The organism is Pantoea sp. SO10, assembly GCF_005281435.1.
Taxonomy (GTDB): domain Bacteria; phylum Pseudomonadota; class Gammaproteobacteria; order Enterobacterales; family Enterobacteriaceae; genus Pantoea; species Pantoea leporis.
Genome location: NZ_CP040096.1, coordinates 364,031 through 386,102, shown reverse-complemented (window position 1 = coordinate 386,102; position 22,072 = coordinate 364,031). Strand labels below are relative to the sequence as shown.

General features: G+C 55.5%; 27 protein-coding genes. 8 read left to right on the top strand and 19 right to left on the bottom strand.

The genetic code is table 11. From position 1 onward, the window contains the following. Positions 1-9: 9 nt before the first annotated feature. The 4 genes from FCN45_RS21270 to FCN45_RS21255 all read right to left on the bottom strand — a co-directional run bounded on the left by FCN45_RS21270 (position 10) and on the right by FCN45_RS21255 (position 3,937). The gene (locus tag FCN45_RS21270) at positions 10-729 is read right to left on the bottom strand and encodes an ABC transporter permease (protein WP_101761142.1); all 720 of its coding nucleotides are present in this window, start codon (positions 727-729) and stop codon (positions 10-12) included. Positions 730-741: 12 nt separating this feature from the next. After that, positions 742-1,590 (bottom strand): transporter substrate-binding domain-containing protein, encoded by an 849-nt coding sequence (locus FCN45_RS21265; RefSeq protein WP_199559703.1) that lies wholly within the window; start codon positions 1,588-1,590, stop codon positions 742-744. A 16-nt stretch (positions 1,591-1,606) separates the two neighbouring features. Beyond that, on the bottom strand, positions 1,607-2,797 hold the full coding sequence (locus FCN45_RS21260; RefSeq protein WP_137387172.1) for a M20 family metallopeptidase: 1,191 nt from the start codon (positions 2,795-2,797) through the stop codon (positions 1,607-1,609). 249 nt (positions 2,798-3,046) lie between these two features. Further along, positions 3,047-3,937, bottom strand: coding sequence for a LysR substrate-binding domain-containing protein (locus tag FCN45_RS21255; RefSeq protein ID WP_137387171.1), 891 nt, complete (start codon positions 3,935-3,937; stop codon positions 3,047-3,049). Positions 3,938-4,042: 105 nt separating this feature from the next. On the opposite strand from FCN45_RS21255, the gene FCN45_RS21250 reads away from it, so the two are divergent. Then, positions 4,043-4,747 carry an SDR family oxidoreductase gene (locus tag FCN45_RS21250; RefSeq protein WP_137387438.1) on the top strand — a complete coding sequence of 235 codons (705 nt, stop codon included), beginning with the start codon at positions 4,043-4,045 and terminating at the stop codon, positions 4,745-4,747. 203 nt (positions 4,748-4,950) lie between these two features. After that, entirely contained in the window at positions 4,951-5,082 is a 132-nt protein-coding gene (locus FCN45_RS23835) for a hypothetical protein (RefSeq protein ID WP_255421535.1), read from the top strand. Between the two features lies 1 nt (position 5,083). Here FCN45_RS23835 and FCN45_RS21245 read toward each other — a convergent pair whose 3' ends face one another. Then, a complete protein-coding gene (locus FCN45_RS21245; RefSeq protein ID WP_137387170.1) occupies positions 5,084-6,004 on the bottom strand; it encodes an AraC family transcriptional regulator in 921 nt (306 codons plus the stop codon). A 159-nt stretch (positions 6,005-6,163) separates the two neighbouring features. Between FCN45_RS21245 and FCN45_RS21240 the strand changes: the two genes are divergently transcribed. Then, complete coding sequence (locus FCN45_RS21240) at positions 6,164-6,895, top strand: SDR family oxidoreductase (protein ID WP_137387169.1); 732 nt, start codon at positions 6,164-6,166, stop codon at positions 6,893-6,895. Between the two features lie 42 nt (positions 6,896-6,937). Here FCN45_RS21240 and FCN45_RS21235 read toward each other — a convergent pair whose 3' ends face one another. The 3 genes from FCN45_RS21235 to FCN45_RS21225 are packed head-to-tail and all read right to left on the bottom strand — an operon-like array spanning position 6,938 to position 9,159. Beyond that, positions 6,938-7,627, bottom strand: coding sequence for a DJ-1/PfpI family protein (locus tag FCN45_RS21235; protein ID WP_137387168.1), 690 nt, complete (start codon positions 7,625-7,627; stop codon positions 6,938-6,940). Between the two features lie 49 nt (positions 7,628-7,676). Continuing rightward, positions 7,677-8,645 (bottom strand): magnesium/cobalt transporter CorA, encoded by a 969-nt coding sequence (corA, locus tag FCN45_RS21230; RefSeq protein ID WP_101761767.1) that lies wholly within the window; start codon positions 8,643-8,645, stop codon positions 7,677-7,679. A gap of 43 nt (positions 8,646-8,688) precedes the next feature. After that, entirely contained in the window at positions 8,689-9,159 is a 471-nt protein-coding gene (locus FCN45_RS21225; protein WP_137387167.1) for a GNAT family N-acetyltransferase, read from the bottom strand. 93 nt (positions 9,160-9,252) lie between these two features. Between FCN45_RS21225 and FCN45_RS21220 the strand changes: the two genes are divergently transcribed. Further along, positions 9,253-9,795, top strand: a complete 543-nt coding sequence (locus FCN45_RS21220) for a GNAT family N-acetyltransferase (protein ID WP_137387166.1) — start codon at positions 9,253-9,255, stop codon at positions 9,793-9,795. Here the strand turns inward: FCN45_RS21220 and FCN45_RS21215 are convergent. Beyond that, positions 9,777-10,097 carry an AzlD domain-containing protein gene (locus FCN45_RS21215; RefSeq protein ID WP_137387165.1) on the bottom strand — a complete coding sequence of 107 codons (321 nt, stop codon included), beginning with the start codon at positions 10,095-10,097 and terminating at the stop codon, positions 9,777-9,779. The genes FCN45_RS21220 and FCN45_RS21215 overlap by 19 nt on opposite strands. Next, the gene (locus FCN45_RS21210) at positions 10,087-10,761 is read right to left on the bottom strand and encodes an AzlC family ABC transporter permease (protein ID WP_137387164.1); all 675 of its coding nucleotides are present in this window, start codon (positions 10,759-10,761) and stop codon (positions 10,087-10,089) included. The genes FCN45_RS21215 and FCN45_RS21210 overlap by 11 nt, the downstream gene beginning before the upstream one ends. Before the next feature lie 102 nt (positions 10,762-10,863). On the opposite strand from FCN45_RS21210, the gene FCN45_RS21205 reads away from it, so the two are divergent. After that, the gene (locus FCN45_RS21205; protein WP_061719009.1) at positions 10,864-11,412 is read left to right on the top strand and encodes a helix-turn-helix domain-containing protein; all 549 of its coding nucleotides are present in this window, start codon (positions 10,864-10,866) and stop codon (positions 11,410-11,412) included. A 49-nt stretch (positions 11,413-11,461) separates the two neighbouring features. Here the strand turns inward: FCN45_RS21205 and nadS are convergent, their stop codons facing one another. Next, complete coding sequence (gene nadS, locus FCN45_RS21200) at positions 11,462-11,758, bottom strand: NadS family protein (protein ID WP_137387163.1); 297 nt, start codon at positions 11,756-11,758, stop codon at positions 11,462-11,464. Positions 11,759-11,786: 28 nt separating this feature from the next. Continuing rightward, a complete protein-coding gene (locus FCN45_RS21195) occupies positions 11,787-12,122 on the bottom strand; it encodes a type II toxin-antitoxin system RelE/ParE family toxin (RefSeq protein ID WP_371419607.1) in 336 nt (111 codons plus the stop codon). Between the two features lie 190 nt (positions 12,123-12,312). Between FCN45_RS21195 and FCN45_RS21190 the strand changes: the two genes are divergently transcribed. Beyond that, positions 12,313-12,834, top strand: coding sequence for a GNAT family N-acetyltransferase (locus tag FCN45_RS21190; protein ID WP_137387162.1), 522 nt, complete (start codon positions 12,313-12,315; stop codon positions 12,832-12,834). Here FCN45_RS21190 and FCN45_RS21185 read toward each other — a convergent pair. The 4 genes from FCN45_RS21185 to FCN45_RS21170 are packed head-to-tail and all read right to left on the bottom strand — an operon-like array spanning position 12,831 to position 17,474. After that, positions 12,831-14,234: an ABC transporter ATP-binding protein gene (locus FCN45_RS21185; RefSeq protein WP_137387161.1), complete on the bottom strand. Its 1,404-nt coding sequence runs from the start codon at positions 14,232-14,234 to the stop codon at positions 12,831-12,833. The two genes, FCN45_RS21190 and FCN45_RS21185, sit on opposite strands and share 4 nt — an antisense overlap. Then, entirely contained in the window at positions 14,231-15,016 is a 786-nt protein-coding gene (locus FCN45_RS21180; RefSeq protein WP_137387160.1) for an ABC transporter permease, read from the bottom strand. Before FCN45_RS21180 ends, FCN45_RS21185 begins: the two co-directional genes overlap by 4 nt. After that, positions 15,013-15,948: an ABC transporter permease gene (locus FCN45_RS21175; RefSeq protein ID WP_137387436.1), complete on the bottom strand. Its 936-nt coding sequence runs from the start codon at positions 15,946-15,948 to the stop codon at positions 15,013-15,015. The genes FCN45_RS21180 and FCN45_RS21175 overlap by 4 nt, the downstream gene beginning before the upstream one ends. Continuing rightward, a complete protein-coding gene (locus FCN45_RS21170; protein ID WP_137387159.1) occupies positions 15,948-17,474 on the bottom strand; it encodes an ABC transporter substrate-binding protein in 1,527 nt (508 codons plus the stop codon). Before FCN45_RS21170 ends, FCN45_RS21175 begins: the two co-directional genes overlap by 1 nt. A gap of 167 nt (positions 17,475-17,641) precedes the next feature. Here FCN45_RS21170 and FCN45_RS21165 point away from each other — a divergent pair, with 167 nt between their 5' ends. Continuing rightward, the gene (locus FCN45_RS21165) at positions 17,642-17,827 is read left to right on the top strand and encodes a tautomerase family protein (protein ID WP_008109189.1); all 186 of its coding nucleotides are present in this window, start codon (positions 17,642-17,644) and stop codon (positions 17,825-17,827) included. Between the two features lie 151 nt (positions 17,828-17,978). Continuing rightward, the gene (locus tag FCN45_RS21160) at positions 17,979-18,719 is read left to right on the top strand and encodes a GntR family transcriptional regulator (protein WP_137387158.1); all 741 of its coding nucleotides are present in this window, start codon (positions 17,979-17,981) and stop codon (positions 18,717-18,719) included. Here FCN45_RS21160 and FCN45_RS21155 read toward each other — a convergent pair. From FCN45_RS21155 to FCN45_RS21145, 3 genes are read right to left on the bottom strand one after another with little or no spacing between them, the layout of a single operon-like run. Then, entirely contained in the window at positions 18,706-19,686 is a 981-nt protein-coding gene (locus FCN45_RS21155; protein WP_137387157.1) for a PfkB family carbohydrate kinase, read from the bottom strand. The two genes, FCN45_RS21160 and FCN45_RS21155, sit on opposite strands and share 14 nt — an antisense overlap. Further along, positions 19,673-20,695 (bottom strand): ADP-ribosylglycohydrolase family protein, encoded by a 1,023-nt coding sequence (locus tag FCN45_RS21150; protein ID WP_210421295.1) that lies wholly within the window; start codon positions 20,693-20,695, stop codon positions 19,673-19,675. Before FCN45_RS21150 ends, FCN45_RS21155 begins: the two co-directional genes overlap by 14 nt. A gap of 17 nt (positions 20,696-20,712) precedes the next feature. Beyond that, positions 20,713-21,987: a nucleoside permease gene (locus FCN45_RS21145; protein ID WP_137387155.1), complete on the bottom strand. Its 1,275-nt coding sequence runs from the start codon at positions 21,985-21,987 to the stop codon at positions 20,713-20,715. Between the last annotated feature and the right edge of the window lie 85 nt (positions 21,988-22,072).

The following is a 22,072-nucleotide window of genomic DNA, read 5'->3' as shown; positions in this document are numbered from 1 at the left end:
CGTGGCTCCTTACAACCGCGCGCGTTGTTGCCCGCGCATGGCCACTTTTTCCACATAGCGGAAAACAAAATCGGAACAGGTGGTGATGATCAGGTAGATCACCGCACCAACGCTGTAGAAGAAGAACGGCATTTGCGTCGAGTTGGAGGCGGTGGAGATCTGGTTCATGGTTTCCACCAAACCAGTGACCGAAACCAGCGCCGACTCCTTGATCACCGATTGCCACTGATTTCCCATGCCCGGCAGCGCGGTTTTCAGCGCCTGCGGCACAATCATGCGGCGGAAAAGCATCAATCGGCCCATGCCCGTAACCGTTGCGGCTTCCAGCGTCCCTTTCGGGATTGCGTAGAACGCACCGCGGAACACGCTACTTTGATATGCGCCGGAGATGAGGCCGATGGCAATCGCGCCGGCGACAAAGCCATTCACGTCGAACGGACCTTGCAAGCCGAGACTTTCCCCGACAAACGACACCACCTGACGCCCACCAAAATAGAACAGGTAGATCACCAGCAGCTCCGGCACACCACGAAACAGCGTGATGTAGCCGTTGGCGAGCCGCTGCTGCCAGCGCCCGCCAGCAATCTGCATCCAACACAGCAGGCTGCCAAGGATTGCGCCCAGCAGCCATGCACACAATGAAACGGTGACGGTCACTGTGGCGGCGTTAAGCAACACGCCGCCCCAACCTTCGTCACCAAAACCTAAGATTTGCCAATCAATAGCCATAAGCGCCTGGAATTACTCTTTAGGTGCGACGTTTTCGCCGAACCATTTTTCAGACAGCTGCTTCAGCGTGCCATCTTTGATCATGGAATTTAACGCCGAGTCCAGCGCCGCTTTCAGCTCCGGATTGTTTTTCTGAATCGCGATAGCGGAACCCTGGCCCAACACGCCGCCCGAGAAACCGTAACCAGTGCTGTTCACCGTATCCGCATGCTTTTTCACATAGGCATTCAGGTTAGTGCGTGATGCCATTACCGCATCAACGCGGCCATTCAGCAGATCGGCGAAGGTTTCCGGGCCGGCCTGATACGTGCGAATCGTCGCCACATCCGCCAGATATTTGTTGAGGAAGTCCGCCTGAATGGTAGCAACCTGCACCGCAATGGTTTTGCCTTTGAATTTGGCTTTCAGCGCATCGATAGATTTGGTCATCGCGGCTTCGTCATCCGCCAGCACCACTTCGCCATTGCCTGGCAAGGTATCAACCGCGCTGCCCTTCAGGGTGACGAAACCTGAAACACTGACGGTGTACTGGCGGGAGAAATCTACCACTTCTTCACGCTTCGGCGTGACGGTCACGGCATCGATTACCGCGTCATATTTGCCATCGATTAAACCCGGAATCATACCGGACCATTTCTGTGCCACGATTTCGTATTTGAAACCGGCTCGTTTAGCGATTTCAGCCACCATATCCGGCTCATAACCGACGATTTTGCCGTTCGGTGTAGATTGGTTAAATGGCGGATAAGCGGCTTCGGTGGCGAATTTCAGCGTGCCAAAATCTTTTGCCTGCACCAGAGCGGAAGAGGCAAGCAGCAGCATGCCTACAGAAGCGGTAAACAATCCTTTACGCATCATCATAAAACCTCGAAGTTCGTTATTTTGAGAGTAAATCAATGGCTAAACGGGCTAATGCCTGCGTGCCGGCATGGATACTGCGCTCGTCGGGTTGGTAATCCGAATTATGCAGATGGTCGTCGCGTCCCGGTGCGCCGGATCCAATGTGGATCTGGCAACCTGGCGCGCGCTCGGTAAACAGCGAGAAATCTTCGGCACCAAAGCTGGCGCTTGGTTTGGCGATGATCGCTTTACCAAACTGATGCGACAAAATCGGTTCCAGCACATCAATCAACGCATCGTCGTTCATCAACGGCGGTACACCGCGCTGATAATTGACCTCAACGCGCACATTCAGCGACAGCGCGACGCCCGCGCAGATACGTTTGAACGCCTCTTCAATGTGCGCACGCACCGCCGGTGATTTGGCGCGCACTGTGCCCTGAATCAGGCAGCTATCGGAAATAATATTGTGAGTGGTGCCGCCATGAATATGGCCGATGGTCAGCACCGCTGAATTGGCGGGATCGAGTTCGCGCGAAATAATGGTTTGCAGCTGGCTTACCAGATTGACGGCAGCAATGATCGGATCGGTTCCCATGTGCGGACGGGCCGCGTGCGTTGATTTACCGTGCACTACCACATCAAACTCATCGCTGGAAGCGGTGCTGGCGCCGCGCGTTAGGCCGATTTCACCGGCGGCCAGTTCCGGTTTGTTGTGCAGCGTGATGGCCAGTTCGACGCCATCTGCCGCGCCATCAGCGATCATCGCTTCGGCCCCGCTATCGGGCGTCTCTTCTGCTGGCTGGAAAATCAAACGTAACGTGCCATGCAGCTGCGCGCGATAGTGCGGCACTATCGCCGCCACGCCGAGCATCGTCGCGGTGTGAATATCGTGGCCGCAGGCGTGCATTTTGCCGGGATATTGGCTGCTGAAAGGTAAGCCGGTTTGTTCGTGGATTGGCAACGCATCCATATCCGCGCGTAACAGCACGGTTTTACCGGGATGCGCGCCGACAATATCAACCATCACGCCACTTCTGCCAACGCCGGTTTGCGGCGTCAGATCCAGGCGCAGCAGTTCCTGCTCAACGATGTGGGCGGTGCGGACGGTGTCGAAACCCAGCTCCGGATGCGCGTGTATATCACGGCGGATGGCGATGAGATGCGCCTGCATGCTTTCACTTTTGGCGCTGATGTCCCTGGCTAAAACATCTTTATGATCGGTCATATGCAAAGATCTTTTTCAGGCGTAAACCTGGCCTTTATGGCATTTTTATTAAAATTGACTTCGTATTTATTCACACCCCCCGACAGAATGCAACGCGCAATCCGTTGCTTTACTTGCTGAATTTTCGCGATATTTTGCTAATTCACTGCCTTGACAGGATAAAACCCCATGTCTGCATCATTAAGCAGTTATAACATTCATGATCCTGCGTGAATCATCAGTTTTACTGATTTCGTTATTGAACAAATATCAGCCGCTAACCTGCGCTAAAAGCCAATCGCGCACCGCCATCACCGGCGCCTGCTGGCGCGGACGGCGCGGCCACACCAGATACCAACCGGCATCCAGGGTCATTTGCTGCGTAAACGCGGGCACCAACCGTCCGCTGGCGAGATCGTTCTGCACGAAATGCGGGCTGGTGAGCGCAATACCCTGCCCGCTGATCGCCGCTTCCAGCGCCAGCGCGGTTTGATTGAAACGCAGGTGATGCTGATGATGCAGCGATAAATTCGGGAGGGTAAACGCGAGAAATGCTGGCCAAAGATGGTGACCATCGTGCAATAAGACGTAGCGCTGACAGTTGTCGCTTGCTGCCGGATCGCCAAGCTCGGCTAACAGCGCAGGACTCACCACCGCTAATACCGTTTGGCTAAACAGCAAAGTGGCATCAAGACCCGCGCCAAACGGTGGCCTGCCATAACGCACCGCTAAATCGACGCCTTCATGATGAAACTGCACCAGTCGCTCAGAAGCCAACACGCGCAGATCGATATCCGGCCATGCGGTGGTAAAGCCCGGTAAACGCGGCAGCATCCAGCGGCTGGCAAAGGTAGGTGTAACGCTCAGCGTTAAGCGATTCGGTTCTGGTCGCAGCGTGCGCGTGGCTTCATCGATCAATTCAAATGCCTGACGAATGCTGACCGCATAGCCCGCACCCGCGCCGGTCAGCGCCAGCGTGCGCGGCAATCGATCAAACAATTTCAGTCCAAGGCTGGCTTCCAGAGCACGAATTTGCTGCGCCACCGCGCCCTGTGTGACGCCTAACTCTTCCGCCGCCAGGCGAAAGTTAAGATGGCGCGTCACCGCTTCAAAGACTTTCAACCCATTGAGCGGCGGTAGTTCACTGAATCCCTGACTCATCCTGTAGTTTTCCTATCGTCAATTGGCAAATAGACTGACTCTCTGCTGCCAAAATTACCTTTTATACTGGTTTTAATCGATTTTTAATTAACAGGAAGATCAATGATGACAGTAGAAAAAGTTGCAATAATCGTCGCCGGTGGCAGCGGCATGGGAGCAGCAGCAGCTGAGAAACTGGCAAGCGATGGCTATAAAGTGGCAATCCTCTCCTCCTCCGGCAAAGGTGAAGCGCTGGCGGAGCGTCTGGGCGGTTTGGGCGTGACCGGTTCTAATCAGTCGGTAGCGGATCTGCAGAAGCTGGTGGATCAAACGCTGGCGCGCTGGGGCCGAATAGATGTGCTGGTGAACAGCGCCGGTCATGGTCCGCGCGCGCCGATTTTGGCGTTAACCGATGAGCAGTGGCAGCTTGGCATGGAAACCTATTTTTTAAATGTGGTACGCGCCACGCGTCTGGTCACGCCAATTATGCAGAAACAAGGCGGCGGCAGCATTATCAACATCTCCTCCGCTTGGACGTTTGAGCCAACCGATATGTTCCCGACCTCAGCGGTGTTCCGCGCCGGCCTGGCATCCTTCACCAAAATCTTTGCTGATGCCTACGCGGCCGATAACATCCGCATCAACAATGTGCTGCCCGGCTGGATCGACAGCTTGCCGAAAACCGATGAACGTCGGGATAGCGTGCCATTACAGCGTTACGGTACGTCTAAAGAAGTGGCGGCGACCATCGCCTTTTTGGCTTCACCTGGCGCAGCCTATATTACCGCTCAGAATATTCGTGTTGATGGTGGCGTGACGCGCAACGTTTAGCGAGTAAATGCGTAGTGTTCAGCCGCTCAGGGATCAGCACCCTGTGCGGCTTTTCTTTTATTTATGGTTTACATTCCAGACCAAAAACAAGACTGGTCTCGTCGAATTCTTACCTCTACAGAGTCAGAATAGTCTTATCCGCTGACAGGGATTTCTTACTTCAGCCAACAAACTTTCTTCTTAAATTCTGATTTGAGGTCGCTATGCAATCGATTTTACGTTCACGTTTCTCTTCTTTTCTGACAGTTGAACGCCGTGTAGTTTGGCAAATGATGTTTACCGGCTGCGCGGTATTCTGGATTTTGATGGTCGTCGCCATCATGAGCATTCGCTAAGCTAATGCGCCTGTAATCGGCCGGACAGCTGTTCCGGCGGTAACAACTCAAACGCCCGCTTCATCTCCCGCGCCTCTTCTCCCGGACTGCGACCAAACAGCCTTTTGAACTCACGATTAAACTGCGAATCACTTTCATAGCCGACACGCGCTGCGGCACCTGCGGCGGTAAGATTGTCGCGGATCATCATCAGACGCGCCTGATGCAATCGCAGCGATTTTAGATATTGAATCGGCGAGGTTTGCGTCACCGTTTTGAAATGCAGATGGAAGCGCGTCACGCTCATCCCGGCTTCATTCGCCAGATGCGGTATATCCAGCGGCTGACGCCAGTCGGCATGTATACGCTGCAAAGCCCGCGCGATACGACCAAAATGGCCTTGATAAGTTAACGCTGCACGCACCGCGCCACCCTGCTCGCCCATTAATACGCGAAAACAGATCTCCTCGACCCGCGCAGGCCCCAACACTTTGGCTTCAAGCGGATCGCTCAACGCTTCCAGTAAACGCAGTGTGCTCTCCGCCAGGGTTTCATTGATTGGTGTAGAGATGATGCCCGCCGGCGCAGCGGTTACCGCCAATTCACTGATGGCCAGCCGCGCCACCATGGCAACATCCAGACGAATCGCGATGCCCAGCAGCGGCTCTTCTGATGTGGCTTCCGTCTCGGCAGAAAACGGCAGCGGCACTGACAACACCAGATAGTGCTGCGCATCATAGCGATACATCTTGTCGGCGAGGAAAGCTCGTTTTGATCCCTGGCAAATAATAATGATGCTCGGCTCATACAGTACCGGCGTGCGCGCCCACTGCCGATCGGCACGCATAAAGCGCACGCTATCAAGCAGTGATTCGGTATAGCCTTCCTGACGCGCCAGCTGGCTGAGTAAAGCGCAGGTGCGCTGTTGCACGGATTGCGACATAAATAATTTCCACTGAGATATTCAGGCAAAGCATAGCCATCAAGCTGCTGTTTGCACAATGCACGCGAGAGGATCAGGCAAAGATGCGCCACAATCCGGTCTGTTGCGCACTGCGTGATTTATCAACAATAGCCTCGTCAATTCAACGAGGAATGCATCATGAACACAGCGAAGAAAGTGATTATTTTGACAGGTGCCAGCAGCGGCATAGGCGAAGGCATTACACGTCATCTGGCGCAGCAAGGTCATCAACTGGTGCTTGGCGCGCGCCGCACCGATCGTCTGCAAGCGTTGAGTGAAGCGCTGCGCTTTGGCGGCGCGAACGTGGATTATCTCGCCACCGACGTCACCCAACGCGCTGATATCCAGCAGCTGGCCGATTTTGCACGGGAAAAATATGGCCGTATTGATGTGATGATCAACAATGCCGGCGTCATGCCGCTATCACCCATGAGTTCAATGAAAGTCGATGAATGGGACTTGATGCTCGACGTCAATGTTCGCGGCGTGCTGTATGGCATTGCGGCGGTGCTGCCCACCATGCAAGCACAGCAGTTTGGTCACATTATTAATATCGCCTCGGTTGGCGCGCTAACCGTTTCGCCGACCGCCGCCGTTTACTGCGCGACTAAATTCGCCGTACGCGCGATTTCCGATGGCCTGCGTCAGGAGTCGCAACATCTGCGGGTTACGGTGATCAATCCCGGCGTAGTCGAATCTGAACTGGCGGATAGCATCACCGATAGCACCGCGCGTGAAGCGATGAAAAGCTATCGCCAGATCGCGCTTCAGCCAGCAGCGATTGCCAAAGCGGTGAGTTGGGCCATCGATCAACCTGGCGAAGTGGATACCAGTGAAATCACCGTGCGCCCTACTGCCAGCGCACATTAAGCAGTAACAACCGTGGCGATTTCAGGCTGAAATCGCCAGCTTTCACTCCTCGCGCTTGAGCCGCGCAGCGGCACTTTCTGTCGCCGCACGCCGGCGAGCAATAAAATCCTGCATCTGGCTTTTTGCCTCGGCCAAACGCTGCGGCGAGGCGCTGCGCGGTGAACCTGAATGGAATGGCGGCGCCGGATCGTACTCCATCTGCAGCTGGATATTTTCCGCAATTTCACGTCCAAGCAGCTCTTCCGCTACGGTTAACGCAAAATCAATGCCCGAGGTGACGCCCGCGCCAGTGATGCGGTTGCGATCGCGCACAACGCGTTCGGCTACCGGCGTGGCACCGAGCAAGCTCAGTTGATCAAGCGAACCCCAATGCGACGTCGCGCGATATCCCTGCAACAATCCCGCAGCACCTAACACCAGCGAACCGGTACACACTGAAGTTATCCACTTTGCGTTCTCCGCCATACGACGGACAAAATCCAGCGTTTCGTCATCGTCCATCAGCGCAATTTGTCCGGGACCGCCAGGAATGCAGATCAAATCGAGTTGTGGGCAATCGTTAAAAGTTACGGTGGATACGATCGCCAGCCCGCGATCCGACATCACCGGCTGGCGATCTTTCCAAATCAGATAATTGTTAGCGTTGGGCATGCGGGCAAACACTTCCCACGGACCGGTGAGATCGAGCTGCGTGAGGTTGGGGAACAGCAGCAGACCAATATTAAAGGACATCTTTCGCTCCAGATCGCAGGAAGTTGTAAAAAATGCAGGCATTCAGCGGTTAAAGCCAACCGGCCTTTTTCAGCCGCCACCACATCACGCAGCAGATAACAACAGTAATGCCCACCACGGCGGGATAGCCAAAGTGCGTGTGCAACTCCGGCATATCGGGGAAGTTCATGCCGTACATACTGAAAATGATGGTGGGCACAATCAGGATCGCCCCCCAACCGGCGAGCTTTTTGTTTACTTCGCTTTGCTGCACCGACACCAGCGCCAGATTCACCTGCATCGCGCTGGTGAGCATTTCGCGCATGTCTTCCGCATCAATCATCACGTGATGCGCGTGGTCCTGTACGTCACGCAGATAGGCGCGCAGATTTTTCGGGATGATATCTTCGTGGAAGCGCACCAGCTGCTGGCAGATTTCCGTAACCGGCAGCGCCGCATTGCGTAGCGCCAGCAGTTCACGGCGCAGATGATAAACGTTTTGCAGCGCGTCGCTGTCAAAACGCGTGGTGAACATGCCCTGTTCCAGCCCGCCAATGCGATCGTTAAGTGATTCGGTGATTTTGCTGTAGTTATCGACGATGAAATCGAGGATGCAATAGAGCGCATAACCCGGACCTTCACACAGTAATGCGTGGTTCTTTTCGGCTTTGGTGCGGATGTCGGCATAACCTTCCGATGAACCGTGACGCACGGTGATCAGGAAGTTTTTGCCAAGGAAGAAGTGGGTTTCGCCAAAGGTGATGCGCTGCAAATCGTCCATGTGCGCGGTTTTTACCACAATAAATACCGAATCGCCGTACTGCTCAATCTTTGGTCGCTGATGCGCCACCAGCGCATCTTCAATCGCCAGTTCGTGCAGGCTGAACTCCTGCTGCAGCGTCTGCATAAAGGCCGGTTCGGGTTGGTACAAACCCATCCAGACAAAGGATTTCTCTTCTTTTAATACTTCACTAATATCAGCGATGTCGACATGCTCTTCACGCTTACCGTGGCGATACGCTACGCAATTAATGACCATATTCGCGCCGTCCTTGTTGTTTTCACTTTTTTTCATTTTAGCCTTAAAGCTTGCGTACCATTTCGACGCAGGGAAGATCGGCTTGTGCCAGCGCCGAGGGATAAAGCGTCTCACGCACCACACGAAAACCGTGGCGCAGATAAAAGCCGCTCGCGTTGGGCGTGGCGGCGAGTGTCAGTTTATCAAAACCCCGCTGACGCGCTTCATCGATGATTGCCTGCATGATGGCGCTGGCATAACCTTTGCCGTTGCAGGCGGGCAGCGTGAAGATCGCTTCAACGCTGCCGTTGTGCAAGTCGAGAAATCCGGTCGCGGCCACGCCATATTCAGCATCCTCAACCACATAAAACGGATGGCTTCTGACCGCCTCGAAATAGCCGGACGGTAACGCATCGGGTGTCCATGCGCTGATAACATCAGCGGGATAAACGGCCCGGCAACCGTGGCGAATGGCAAGGTTGCGGATGCGCCACAACGTGGCCGTTTCATCACAGCGGGCTAAACGCGGTTTCATACGTTTTCCTCTATGCTAGTAATCCGTGGAGTATCACAGTAACAAAACTCATCAGGAAGATAACGCCGATCTCGGCTACAAAAGGTTACGACAATGCAACTCACTTCATCACGTTTGTTTCTTCGTCCGGTTGAACCCACCGATGTTCAGCGCCTGTTTGCCATCTACGGCGATCCCGCTACCAATATGTTCAATCCGGCGGGTCCGTTTCCCGATTTAGCCTTTGCAGAGGAGGTGTTAAATCGCTGGCTGGCACACTGGCAATCCTTTCCCTTTGGTAACTGGGCAATTTGCCTGCGGGAACAGCCGGATGAGGTTATCGGATTTGGTGGTTTATCGGTGCGCGAGTTTGCTGGCAAGCCGGTAAACAATCTTGGCTATCGTCTGGCGAAAGAGGCGTGGGGAAAAGGTTTCGCCACGGAGTTTGCACGAAGGGTTATCGCTTATGGCTTCGATGAATGCCAGCTTCCGATTATTGATGCGGCGGTGCGTCAGGATCATATTGCATCACAGCAGGTCCTGGAAAAGGCGGGACTGCGCTGTTACGGCCAGGTTCACGATGTCCCGGGCGCGCCCGCCAGTTTGGTATATGAATTACGCGCGCAAACCTGGCGCGATCAGGGCACGCCGAAGTAACGTAGCAACGCGGTCATTAGTGCGGCACCGATAATCACCAGGATTAGCGGTGCGCGCCGCCAGGCCAAAAACACCGCAAACAGCACGCCGGCGATGCGCGCCACGCCGGCAAAATGCGTGCCTTCAAACAGCGCGGTGGTAACGGCCACCGCCAGCAGCAAAACGGTGGCAGCATCGGATAGCATATTGCGTGCGCGATCCGACATCTGCATGCGGCTGCCCAGGCGATAACCGGCGAAACGAATCGCATAAGTGCCTACCGCCAGCAGCGCGATGCCGCCAATGATCAGATTATTTTGCATTTTTACGCTCCCGCCAGCTCAGTAATCCCAGCAGTGAAAACAGCACCGGCATGCCCGCTGGCACAAACGGTGTCGCCAGCACAGACAGCGTGGTGCCGAGCGTAGCGGGGATCAGCGTACGACGCTGACGCAGCGCCGGGAATATCAGGGCAATCAGGATCGCTGGGAACACCGCATCCAGACCAATGGCCGATACGTCGGGAATGAAGCGCCCGATCACCGCACCGCCAATGACCGACAGCGGCCAGATGGTGAAAATACCTAATCCGCAAATCCAGTACGCGGCACGACGTTGCGCCAGTTTTTGCTGGGAAATACCAAACACCACGCTTTCATCATTCATGATGTGACATCCCAACAAACTGCGGCTGCCTTTACCAACCAGATCTTTCACCGCAATGCCAAACGGCAGATGACGCGCGTTGACCAGCAAACCCGCCGCCGCCGCCGTTAACGGACTGCCGCCGCCAGCCACGATGCCGATAAACAGGAATTCCGACGCGCCCGCCAGCACCAGCGTTGATAGTGCAATCGGCACCCACAGCGGAAACCCTTCCGCTGCCGCCAGCGAACCGTAAGAGAGCCCGACAATGCCGTCGGCAAGACAAACCAGGAAAATGGCTTTTATTATTCCGCGATCAAGCGGTACTGCACCCAGACGCATCACAATTTGATCTCATATCGAACAGGAAAGCCGTTATAATGAACGCGCAAGAATCGTTTTACAAGACGAACAAATCGTTCGATATAAAGAACAGGAGAGGGTTTGACCACGCCAATTGATATTATTGCTGTCGGATTACTGCGCGAACGTCAGCGCGCGGGGCTTTCACTGACAGAGGTGGCGCGTCGTGCCGGCATCGCCAAATCTACGCTGTCGCAGCTCGAAGCGGGCAATGGCAATCCCAGCCTTGAAACGTTGTGGGCGCTGTGTGTGGCGCTGAACATTCCTTTCGCGCGTTTGATGGAGCCGGAAGTGAAGCGATTGCAGGTAATTCGCCGTGGCGAAGGCATGATCGTCTCGGCGGAAATGGCGGATTATCAAGCAGCTTTGCTGGCAAGCTGCCCGCCCGGCGGACGCCGCGATCTCTATCTGGTCACCAGCCAACCGGGCGCGCCGCGCGATTCAAAACCGCATCCGCCGGGCTCGGTGGAGCATGTGATTATCGCGCGTGGCCGGGCGCTGGTTGGGCCGCGCGATGCGCCGGTCGAACTGCATCCCGGCGACTACATTTGCTATCCCGCTGACGAACCGCATGTGTTCGAAGCCTTAGAGGCGGATACCATGGCGGTGCAGCTGTCGGAGCAGAATTGAGCAAAGGTTGGTCAGGTCGCCATAAATGGCGACCTGACCATTGGCATCTTTAGATTGCTCGCAGGGCGTTAATCAAAAGTGGCTGCTGTTCAATTAAATAAAGCATTTTTAAGGCTGGGCCCGTTGGGTTTCGGCGCTGCTGCTCCCAGCTGCGAATCAAATCCACACTGACACCCATCGCATCAGCAAACTCAGCTTGCTTAAGACCCGCATTTTTTCTGATGAGTTTTACATCGGGTAGCGCATGACGGTGGACGCGGATTGTTTCAGGGATTTCTTGCCCTTTCTCAATCGCGACCATCTCCTGCATGCTTTCAAGTAAATCGTTAAACAGTTGTTTGTCCATAAATTATCCCATCCTGACAATGGCAGAGTTACAAATTGATTTGCCTTGTGAAAACTTTAAGCATCGCCTTTTCATCCTCGTTTAAATCGTCTTTAACGTTTTTAGGGTAGATGAGCAGTAAATAAATTCTTCCCGACAGCAGTCTGGTGAAATAAATAATTCGTGTGCCACCTTGCTTGCCCATGCCTGAGCGACTCCAGCGGATTTTCTTACAACCGCCGGTGTCTTTAATCGTGTTACCTAAGTCGTGATGATCAAGTAAATAACACTGCAATTCGTGAAATTCGTCATCATCTTCAAGTAATACTTTGCGCGCCTTAGAGAAAACGCGAGTTTCGATAAACTCCAGATAGCTAATGCTCACTTTAGTCGTACCCCGTACTGTTTTCCAGTAAATTTTCGTACAGGGTACTACCCACGAAGATTTGTGATGATACGTTTCGTCCCAAAAGCGATTAGCGGATCAGCCATCAGAATTTCCTATTATTAAACCCGATGATTCACGTGCGGCGCGGTGGCATGCTGTGGTTTTCGCCGCTAAGAATCAGGAACATATGGACATTATTCCCGCCCGACCTCATCACGCCGCTGCCATTCAGAAAATCTACGCCTGGCATGTGCTGCACGGCACCGCGACCTTTGAAACAGAACCACCTTCGGCGAGCGAAATGCAGAATCGCGTGCAGGATGTGCAGCAGCGCGGCGGTTTTTGGCTGGTGGCACAGGAGGATGATCAGGTGCTGGGTTACTGCTATCTGGCGCCGTATCGCCCGCGTTATGCCTATCGCTTCACGCTGGAGGATTCGATTTACCTCGATCAGCAGCAAACCGGCAGAGGCATTGGTCGCGCACTGTTGCAAAAAGCCATTGCGCTGGCAGAAGCGGCGGGATTTCGCCAAATTATCGCGATTGTTGGCGATAGCGCGAATGCCGGATCGCTGGGATTACACCGGGCGCTCGGTTTTGAGCACACCGGTGTAATGAAATCGGTGGGATTCAAACATGACCGCTGGCTGGATACCGTAGTGATGCAGCGTTCACTCGGTCACGGCGATAGACTGCCGCCAGAACGTTAAGCGACCGCCTCCATCGCGATCATACGATGCGTGCCCTTTTCCAGCAGATCGCGATCGTGGCTCACCAGCAACACCGCGCACTGTTGCTCGCGCGCCAGTGAGGTGATGAGCTGGATGGTTTGCTGCTGCACCAGCGGATCCAGACGCGATGTAGGTTCATCGGCAAACAGAAATACCGGATCCAGCAGCATCACGCGCAACAGCGAGAAGCGCTGCAGCTCGCCGCCCGACAGTGAATCGGGACGACGCGTCAGCAGTTCTGGTGACAGCGCCAATTGCTCCATCAGCGCATCCCGCCGCGTGGAGGCGATGCGATGACGGCGCAACACATCGTCCAGGCTTTGCGCCAGCGTGCGGGTCGGCGGAAACAGCGCTGACGGATCCTGATAAATCTTCTGGTATTTCAGCGCATCGACCGCCGCATGGCGCGTCACCTTGCCTTGCTGCGGCGTTAGCAGCCCGAGCAGCACATCGCCAAAGCTACTTTTACCGCTGCCGCTGGCACCGTGTAATCCAACGATTTCCCCGGCGTGCAGCCTGAAGTTTTGCGGCACGCCGAGCGATTTACCGCCGCGCTGCAAGCGGATGCCCTCAGCACTCACCACCGGTTTGCTGCCAATAACGGTTTGTTGCCGTGCAGGCCAGGCGGTGGGATCGGCGGCGAGTAATTCACGCGTATAGCGCTGCTGCGGTGCATGTAACACCTGTTCCGCCCTGCCCTGCTCAATCACCTTCCCTTTATGCATCACGATCACTTCACCGCCCAACTGGCGGGCCAGCGCGATGTCGTGGGTGATGGTGAGCAGTGTGCCGCCGTCGGCCACTTCCCGGCGCAGTAAGGCCGCTACCTCGTCACGACGCGCCACATCCAGCCCTTTGGTTGGTTCATCGGCAATCAGTATCTCCGCGCCACCTGCTCGTGCGGCGGCAAAGGCGGCGCGCTGCGCCATCCCGCCGGAGAGTTGCCACGAAAAACGCGGCGCCGCGTCCTGTAAACCAAGCTGCTGTAAATCGCGCTGGGCCGACAGTGCGCTGGTGGATTTCGCCTGTCCGCGTACATAACGATAGCCTTCCGCAACCTGCTGCAGCACTGACATGGTGGGATCCAGCGACAGCCACGGCTCCTGCGGCAGCGACGCTAATGTGCGGCCCCATAATTCACGCAACAATTCGGCATCCTGCGGCAGGGTAAAACGCTGTTCGTTGATGATTAGCGTACCGCTGGCCTGTAAATCGTCAGGCAAAATGCCCATGACCGCTTGTGCCAGCAGGCTTTTACCTGAACCGGTTTCACCCAGCAAGGTAAGCGGTTGTCCGGGCTGCAGGGTGAAATCAACCGGTTCCACCAGCGTAGCGCTGGCGGTTGTGACGCTGATGCAGATAGCCTGTAATCCTTTCATTTACGCTCCTCTTTCATTAACAGATTCAGGCTGATCAACAGCAGAAACAGCGCGATTACCGGCTGCATTAGCAGCCACGGTGCTTCCCAGGCAAACGGCAGCAGTTCGGTCATCATCAAACCCAGTTCTGGCGTCGGCGGACGTACGCCGACGCTGATAAAGCCAAGCGCAGAGACCGCCATGATGGCGCTGCTGAACGAGAACAGAGTCAACGTGGTTAATACCGGCGCTAACGCTGGCCACAGGTGTCGGCGGAAACGGTAGAACGCCGAAAAACCGAGCAACTTTGAGGCCTGCATGCCGGGTGCCTGCACAATCGGGCGCAGGGTTGCGCGCGTGACGCGGAAGAACTCCACCCACAGCACCAGCGAAATCCCCAGCCACAACATGCCGGGAGAATCCGGCGCAATCGCCGCTAACAGCAGCACCAGCAGCAATCCCGGCAGCGCCAGACACATATCACCGAGCATGCTGAGCAGACGATCCAGCCAGCCGCCATACAGTGCGCTGAATATGCCAGCCAGCACGCCCGCCAGCAGCGCGCTCATCACACACAACGCCGCGAGACCCAGCGAAAGGCGCAACGCGGCACTGAGGCGCGGCAGCATGTCGCGACCAAGATGATCAAACCCGAGAAGATTGGCGCCGCTCGGCGCGTGCAGCATCTGCAGCAGATCCTGTTCCAGCGGGTCGCCGTGATGAATCAGGGGCAGCAGGAAGGCGAAACCAAGCAGCAAGCACAACAGCAGCAGGCCGATAAGACGCGAAAATGAAATTGTCATGCGCGTGCTCCTCTGGGATCAAGCAGATGACAACACGCATCCACCAGCATATTCAGCAGCACGAACAGCAGTCCGAGCGTCATGGCGCTGGCCTGAATCACCGGCACATCGCGGGCGAAGATGGCATGCACCAGCGCGTGACCAATGCCAGGCCAGGCAAACAGCGTTTCTACCACCACCACGCCTTCCACCAGCCAGACAAACTGCATGCCGAACCAGGTCAATACCGGCGATGCGAGGTTGCGCAATCCATGACGACGCAATAGCGTTGCGGGCGCTAATCCTTTCTGCGCGCCCCAGCGGTAATAGCCCGAGCTGACAACCTGATACGTGGCTTCACGCACCACGCGCACGCCCACCGCGGTTAACGACAATGCCAGCGTCAACGATGGCAACATAAAATGACGCAGCTCGCCATGCCCGGCGCTGGGCAGCCAATCGAGCTGCAGCGCCAGCAGGACAATCAGCAGCATGCCCAGCGCAAAATGCGGCACCGATTTCAGCAGCGCGCTCAGCCAGAATAACGCGCGGTCGAGCTTGCCATTGGCGTGACATCCCGCCCAAATGCCCAGCGGCAAGGTGAACAGTATCGTCAGGAAAAGCGATGAACCTGCCAGCGCCAGCGTTTGACTCAGCTGCCAGCGCAGTTCATCCATCACCGGTTCGCCGGAGACCAGCGAACGACCAAAGTTGAACTGCAGCAGATCGAATAGCCAGTGCAGCAACGCGCTGCCCTGCTGCAGCGAGTCACTTAGCTCCTGCTGCACCCGCGCCACCGCACTGGCATCCACCCGATCGTAGCCATAACGACCGCTGGCAATACGCCATGCCATATCGCCGGGCAAGGACTGCACCAAAAACCAGGTGAGTAGTCCCACCGCCAACACCACAAAAGCCGCCTGCGCTACGCGCCAGCCAAGTAGTTTAAACATCATTGCTCCCACTGCATCTGACGCAGACCAAAGTGGCGTTCAAACGGATCGAGCGTGACGTTTTTCAGCTTGCTGTTAATCGCGGCCGATTGCTGATACCAGGCAATCGGGATCACTGGCAGATCCTGCTGTAACGAGGCAGTGATCAGGTTACGCGCCTGCGCACGTTCTGCCGAGTCAGTGGATTGCGTTAAGCTGTGCAACGCCGCGCTAAAACCGGCCGGATGCCAGTTCATCGCGCCCCAGTCGCCGCCCTTTTCCGCATAATCCTGCAGTAACGTGCCGGTGGGATCAGGCGTGAGTGCAAAGTTGCGGGAAAACAGCGCCAGTTGTAGACGATTGCTGTGATGCTGCGCCGGAATTTCACTGGCGTTGGTGGAATTGATCTTCACTTCAATGCCGACTTTGCGCAGCTGCTGCTGGATAACCATCGCCATCAGCGGCAGTTCGGGACGATCGGGGAAGGTCAGCAGCGTCACACTAAAGCGCTGGCCGTTACGTGCTAACACGCCATCTGCACCCATTTTCCAACCCGCCGCCTGCAGTTGCTGTGCCGCCTGCTGCGGATTGAATTGCAACGGTTGCAATGCATTGTTGTGCCATTCACCCATATTCGGCGGGAATAACTGAGTGGCCGCGCCTGGATAACGCAATACCGCCATCGCCAGCGCGTTACGGTCAATCGCCATGCTGATCGCTGCACGCACCAGCTGTTCGGCTAACAGCGGATCGCCCGCATTCAGTTTTAGCATCAGCGTGCGCGGCACCGGAATGGCGGGCAGCTGTAGCGCTGGCTTGCGTGCTAAACGCTGACGGCTGGCAGCATCCAGGTTGAATACGTAATCCGCGTCGCCGCTCTCCGCCAGCAAGGCGCGGGTTTCGGCGCGTCCGGAAGAGAGATAGCTGGCGGCCGCAATCGCCGGCTTTTCGCCCCAGTAATCGTCAAAACGTTTTACTGCCAGCGATTGCGGTGGCTGGAATGACGTCAGCATAAACGGGCCGCTGCCGATGATGCGGGTGATGTTATCCTGCGCACCCCAGCTAGCCAACGCCAGAATCTGGGAACGGCTCTCTGCTAAAACCGAAAGCAGCGGCGTAAATGGTTCGCTCAAGGTGATGGTGACGCGTTGCCCTTCCCCGCTGATAGCGGTGATCGGCGTTTTATCCAGCAGACCCGCTTTGCTGCGCGCGGTGTTGAGTGATTTCACCACCGCGGCCGCATCCAATGGCGATCCATCATGGAAGCGCACGTTGGGACGCAAATTCAATTGCCATTGCAGTCCATCTGCCGATACCTGCCAGCTTTGCGCCAGCGCCGGAATGGGCTCGGCGCGTTCGTTTACTTCCACCAGCGTTTCCACCACATCCATTCGCAACAAAATGTCGCCGGAGAGCGCGGGATCGGCGCCTTTGATTTCAAACGGTGCCGCAATGCGCACCGTTTTATCCTGATGTTCAGCCGCCATTGAGGCGTAAGAAGCCAGGCCTAACGCCGAAGCGATAAGCAATTTTTTCATTGATTTCATTAAGATTTCCGACTGAAGCCGCTACATATTATGTGAGTTAATTACGTTATAACATAACAATACACATTTCAACACAGATTGCTGGCAAAGACAGGTGATTGACGCTGCGTGCAGTGCTTTTGCTGCGCTATGCTGAAAACGAACGTTTACTTTATGGAGCAGCAGAGATGCCAGAAATCGTTGTGTATGCGGCAGAAGGTCGCACGATTGAGCAGAAAAAGAAGTTGTTGAGAGCCGTCACCGCGGCGGTGGCTGATTCGTTTGAGATCGATGCTAATTCAGTAACGGTTTCCATCATCGAAACGCCAAAACATCATAAGTCGAAAGGCGGCGTGCCGTTTGATGAGCGTTGAGTCGGGTGTATGCCTAAAAGCCCCAATGGGGCTTTTATTGTTTTTAAAGTGATTATTCGTGATATTCATACTCATCGAGTGCTTCGCGAACGTCGAAATATCAGTATCATAGACGTTCTGCCGCTTACCAGGATAAGTGAATCCGCCCACTATGACCGACCAAACTCCACTATTTTCGCGGCTTACTTCTACCCTTGCTGATGACAGCCGCACGCCCCTGTACAGACGCTTTGCCACTGCGATCAAAGATGCGGTGCGTGATGGTTTGTTAGTGCATGAAGAGATCCTGCCGAGTGAGCGTGACTTCAGCCAGTCGCTGAGCATTTCGCGTATTACCGTGCGTAAAGCTATGGACGCGCTGGAAAAAGAGGGCGTGGTATTGCGCTCGCGTGGCTACGGTACGCAGATCTGCAGCCAGTTCGAGTACTCGCTTAAAGAGCCGAAAGGCTTGTCCCAGCAAGCAGTGCTGCGTGGTAAAAAGCCCGATACCGTGTGGATTAATAAAAGCAAAATCCAATGCGACACAGCAATCTCTGAGAAATTGGGGCTGGACAAAGGCAGCGAAGTGTATTTGCTGAAACGTATTCGTTATGTCGATCAGCAACCGGTGTCGGTGGAAGAATCCTGGGTACCGGCGCGCTATATCACTAATGCGGATGAGATTGGCATTTCGCTGTACGACTATTTCCACCAGCAACAAATTCTGCCGGTAAAATCGCAAAGTAGAGTGAGTGCTCGCATGCCTGATGAGGCGCTGCAGCAGCAGATCGCCCTGCCCGACAACGTGCCTGTTTTGGTGATCAAGCAGCTGGCGTTAGATGCGCAGGGCAATCCGCTGGAGTACAGCATTAGCTATTGTCGTAGCGATATGTATGTGTTTATTGCGGAGTAAGGCGCTGTTGCCAGTAAGCTGTTAGTGTGGCGCGATCGGGCGCGCAATCGCCGCCGCGTTGTGACACCACATAAGATGCCACCGCGTTGCCCAGCGCGACGCTTTCTGCCAGTGACCAACCCGACGTTAATCCCGCCAGTAATCCTCCCGCGTGGCTGTCGCCTGCGCCGATGGTATCGACCACTTTTGTCGGCAGCGCCGGCATCCAGCCCTGTGTTTCCGCGTTAACGAAACCGGCGCCTTCGCTATCAAGTCGCACCACCATCGCGCCGCCGAATCGCTGCTGCCAGCACGTCATTAACTGATGCGCATCAATGGGTTCTGTTTGATTCAAACGTTCATGCCACAGCAGTTCGGCTTCCTGTATGTTCACTGTAATCAGTGGATGGCACGCCATAACGCGTTCGAACTGCGCATCACCGATATCCGCCAGACGCGGACCGAAATCCACCAGCAGCTGATACGGCTGGCTTTGCTGCTCCAGCCAGGCGATCAGCACATCACCGCTTTTGCTGGTGAGCTGATAGCCGGAAAGGTAGATCCAGCGATTGGCCGGCTGCGGCAACGTGTTCAGCAGCGCTGCATCCCATTGATTTTCCACACCGCTCACTGACAGAAAGTTGCGCTCACCGTCGGGCTCCACTAACGCTAAACACCAGCCGTTATCGCCTTTCGCCGTTTCCAGCACGCTGTGAATGCCATATTCCGTCAGCTTCTGCCGCACAATGCTGGCCCAAGTGCCGTTGCCGAGCGGCAGCGCATTGATGGACGGGATGCCAAGCTGGTGCAGCGCAATCGCCACATTCAGCGCACAGCCGCCCACGTTGACGCCCTGCTGGTGGAGCTCAATATCGCTGCCACGATGGGGCAACGAGTAAGCATCAGCAATCACATCCACTACCGCCGCACCAATCACAAGCACTGGCAGACGGCTTTCAAGTCTCTGCAGATCATCAGGCGTCAACATAAGCGGCCTCGCGCTGCTGGCGGAAACGCGTGAATGCAGCGCTATAACGGGTGAAATCCAGCCCGTTAGCGTCATCCAGCTCGGCTTTCAAGGCAACGTCGATGCTGTCGATGCCGTGCAGCGCGCCGCAAATGGCCACCGCCATCGCGCCGATGGTATCGGTATCGCCGCCGAGGTTAGCGCAAAGGATCGCGCAGCGATTAGGATCGGTCTCGGCCAATTCAACCATCGCAATCGCCGCCGGTACCGATTCAATGGTGCTGGTGCCGGTGCCTACTAAATCGTAAATCTGCTGCATGGTGGATTCCACGCCCCTGCCCTGCACGACCACGCTTAACGCCAGTTCGATGCGTGCCGCCATCGACGCGCTAAAGGTGGTGACACGCTTTTCCTGTGCCGCGCGTGCGATCGCGGGCAGTTCATCGCGGATGGTTGCCCAGCTGGCACCGTCAATGGCGCGTGAAACAGCCCACGCAATCACCGTCGCGCCGGAAATCGCGACATCCGATTTGTGCGTTGGGCTCGACGCCAGTGCGACGGCATCGATGAATGCCGGTAAATCGCGTGCTGGCAGCAGACAGCCGAGCGGTGACACACGCATCGCTGCGCCGTTAGTCATGCCGTTATTTTCCAGCTGCGACACCGGCGTGCCGGCTTTCATGGCGTTGAGCGCGATTTTTGAGGTCGGTCCAAGCACGTTTTTGTTGAAGGCATCAAACGACTCAGCCCACTGCAAAATATTCGCGCCGATGGTTTGGGCGTTGATCTCGCCATCGTGAGTGACGATCGCATCAGCCAACGCCAGCGCCATAGAAGTGTCATCGGTAAAGGCCGCCCGGCCAAAGTAGCAGGCAGCGTTGTTCTCAGCCGGACCGGGCAGGAAGCGATCGATCCAGCCAAAGTGCTGCTTCACGCGTGAGCGCGGCCACAATTCCGATGGCATGCCCATCGCATCGCCCAGCGCCTGGCCGTAAAACGCGCCTAAAATCCGTTTTTCTTGCGTTGTCATCGTCATGGTGAAATCCCTTATTTATGGCTGTCAGCGGTTGCTGAATTTTCGAAAGCGGTAAGTTCATCGCTGCGTTTTTTTCCGTCGCGGAACAGGACGATAAAGGCGATGGTGATCATTACGATCATCACGCTGCCAAACATCCACATGCCGGCCCAGTTGAAAGTCTGCCCGTTGCGGGGTTGTTCGTAGGCGAACATTTCCTGCATCAGATAGCCGCCAAGGCGATAACCGAGCAGGCTGCCGATGCCTTGACAAGCCAGCGTGATCAGCCCTTGCGCAGCATTACGCATCGCCACTGGCGCTTTCTTATCAACATAGATGTAAGCGGTGATGAAGTAGAAATCGTAGCTGACGCCGTGCAGCAGAATGCCCATGAACAGCAAGCCGTAAGTCAGCATGTTTTGATCGCCACCGAACACGAAGAACACGTAGCGCAGTGCGGCGGTGGTTAATCCCAGCAGCAGCACTTTGCCGATGCCAAAGCGTTTGATGAAGAACGGCAGCGCCAGCAGGAAGAAGATTTCCGAAACCTGGCCGAGCGTCATCCAACCGGTGGCGTGCGGTAAGCCGACTTCCGTCAGATAGCCTTCGGCAAAAATGTAGTAAAACGCCAGCGGCATGCTGAACAGGAAGGAGCAGACGAAGAACACGAGGAAGCTACGATCCTTCAGCAGATGCAGCGCATCCAGACCAAGCGCGACGCGCAGGCTGAATTTGCCGGTGCTTTTCGGCTCGGTGGCGGGCAACGTCAGGGCAAAAATGCCCAGTAATAGCGAGCTTGCGGCGGTGATCAATAACGGCACGTTGCTGGCTGAGATATCGCCATAGCCCAGCAGCGGCGGCAGGAAACCACAAACGATGCCGGACGCGATCCAGCCAAGGGTGCCCATGACGCGAATGCGCGGGTAATCACGCTCCACATCCGCGACGTGCGAAAAAGCGATGCTATTGGTTAAGGCGATGGTTGGCATGTAAGTGAGTGCATACAGCAACAGCAGCGGGAAGAAACCGCCGAAGTGGGTTTGCTGGGCTGCGAAGAACATCAGAATCGATCCGACGATCGTCAGCAGTGACAACACTTTTTGCGCCTGGAAGAAGCGATCGGCCAGCGATCCGACAAGGATCGGCGACAGGATGGCGGCTATCGAAGTACAGGCGTAACACCAGGCGATCTCAACCGGCGAGAAGCCGTTTTTGCTGAGAAATGCCCAGAGCGGTACAAACCATGCGCCCCAGATAAACCACTCAAGAAACATCATAAAAGACAGTTTTGGGATTGTTGTTTTCATTTAAAAGGACTCCCCGGTGTAGGTGGAGGCAAATCTAACACCGGATATAATACCTTTGTAATACCACTGGTGGATTTTTTGAACT

What these genes read in the sequence shown, in the direction of transcription:
- FCN45_RS21270 (WP_101761142.1), bottom strand. Translation starts at nt 729, where the DNA reads ATGGCTATTGATTGGCAAATCTTAGGTTTTGGTGACGAAGGTTGGGGC.
- FCN45_RS21265 (WP_199559703.1), bottom strand. Translation starts at nt 1,590, where the DNA reads ATGATGATGCGTAAAGGATTGTTTACCGCTTCTGTAGGCATGCTGCTG.
- FCN45_RS21260 (WP_137387172.1), bottom strand. Translation starts at nt 2,797, where the DNA reads ATGACCGATCATAAAGATGTTTTAGCCAGGGACATCAGCGCCAAAAGT.
- FCN45_RS21255 (WP_137387171.1), bottom strand. Translation starts at nt 3,937, where the DNA reads ATGAGTCAGGGATTCAGTGAACTACCGCCGCTCAATGGGTTGAAAGTC.
- FCN45_RS21250 (WP_137387438.1), top strand. Translation starts at nt 4,043, where the DNA reads ATGACAGTAGAAAAAGTTGCAATAATCGTCGCCGGTGGCAGCGGCATG.
- FCN45_RS23835 (WP_255421535.1), top strand. Translation starts at nt 4,951, where the DNA reads ATGCAATCGATTTTACGTTCACGTTTCTCTTCTTTTCTGACAGTTGAA.
- FCN45_RS21245 (WP_137387170.1), bottom strand. Translation starts at nt 6,004, where the DNA reads ATGTCGCAATCCGTGCAACAGCGCACCTGCGCTTTACTCAGCCAGCTG.
- FCN45_RS21240 (WP_137387169.1), top strand. Translation starts at nt 6,164, where the DNA reads ATGAACACAGCGAAGAAAGTGATTATTTTGACAGGTGCCAGCAGCGGC.
- FCN45_RS21235 (WP_137387168.1), bottom strand. Translation starts at nt 7,627, where the DNA reads ATGTCCTTTAATATTGGTCTGCTGCTGTTCCCCAACCTCACGCAGCTC.
- corA (WP_101761767.1), bottom strand. Translation starts at nt 8,645, where the DNA reads ATGGTCATTAATTGCGTAGCGTATCGCCACGGTAAGCGTGAAGAGCAT.
- FCN45_RS21225 (WP_137387167.1), bottom strand. Translation starts at nt 9,159, where the DNA reads ATGAAACCGCGTTTAGCCCGCTGTGATGAAACGGCCACGTTGTGGCGC.
- FCN45_RS21220 (WP_137387166.1), top strand. Translation starts at nt 9,253, where the DNA reads ATGCAACTCACTTCATCACGTTTGTTTCTTCGTCCGGTTGAACCCACC.
- FCN45_RS21215 (WP_137387165.1), bottom strand. Translation starts at nt 10,097, where the DNA reads ATGCAAAATAATCTGATCATTGGCGGCATCGCGCTGCTGGCGGTAGGC.
- FCN45_RS21210 (WP_137387164.1), bottom strand. Translation starts at nt 10,761, where the DNA reads ATGCGTCTGGGTGCAGTACCGCTTGATCGCGGAATAATAAAAGCCATT.
- nadS (WP_137387163.1), bottom strand. Translation starts at nt 11,758, where the DNA reads ATGGACAAACAACTGTTTAACGATTTACTTGAAAGCATGCAGGAGATG.
- FCN45_RS21190 (WP_137387162.1), top strand. Translation starts at nt 12,313, where the DNA reads ATGGACATTATTCCCGCCCGACCTCATCACGCCGCTGCCATTCAGAAA.
- FCN45_RS21185 (WP_137387161.1), bottom strand. Translation starts at nt 14,234, where the DNA reads ATGAAAGGATTACAGGCTATCTGCATCAGCGTCACAACCGCCAGCGCT.
- FCN45_RS21180 (WP_137387160.1), bottom strand. Translation starts at nt 15,016, where the DNA reads ATGACAATTTCATTTTCGCGTCTTATCGGCCTGCTGCTGTTGTGCTTG.
- FCN45_RS21175 (WP_137387436.1), bottom strand. Translation starts at nt 15,948, where the DNA reads ATGTTTAAACTACTTGGCTGGCGCGTAGCGCAGGCGGCTTTTGTGGTG.
- FCN45_RS21170 (WP_137387159.1), bottom strand. Translation starts at nt 17,474, where the DNA reads ATGAAATCAATGAAAAAATTGCTTATCGCTTCGGCGTTAGGCCTGGCT.
- FCN45_RS21165 (WP_008109189.1), top strand. Translation starts at nt 17,642, where the DNA reads ATGCCAGAAATCGTTGTGTATGCGGCAGAAGGTCGCACGATTGAGCAG.
- FCN45_RS21160 (WP_137387158.1), top strand. Translation starts at nt 17,979, where the DNA reads ATGACCGACCAAACTCCACTATTTTCGCGGCTTACTTCTACCCTTGCT.
- FCN45_RS21155 (WP_137387157.1), bottom strand. Translation starts at nt 19,686, where the DNA reads ATGTTGACGCCTGATGATCTGCAGAGACTTGAAAGCCGTCTGCCAGTG.
- FCN45_RS21150 (WP_210421295.1), bottom strand. Translation starts at nt 20,695, where the DNA reads ATGACAACGCAAGAAAAACGGATTTTAGGCGCGTTTTACGGCCAGGCG.
- FCN45_RS21145 (WP_137387155.1), bottom strand. Translation starts at nt 21,987, where the DNA reads ATGAAAACAACAATCCCAAAACTGTCTTTTATGATGTTTCTTGAGTGG.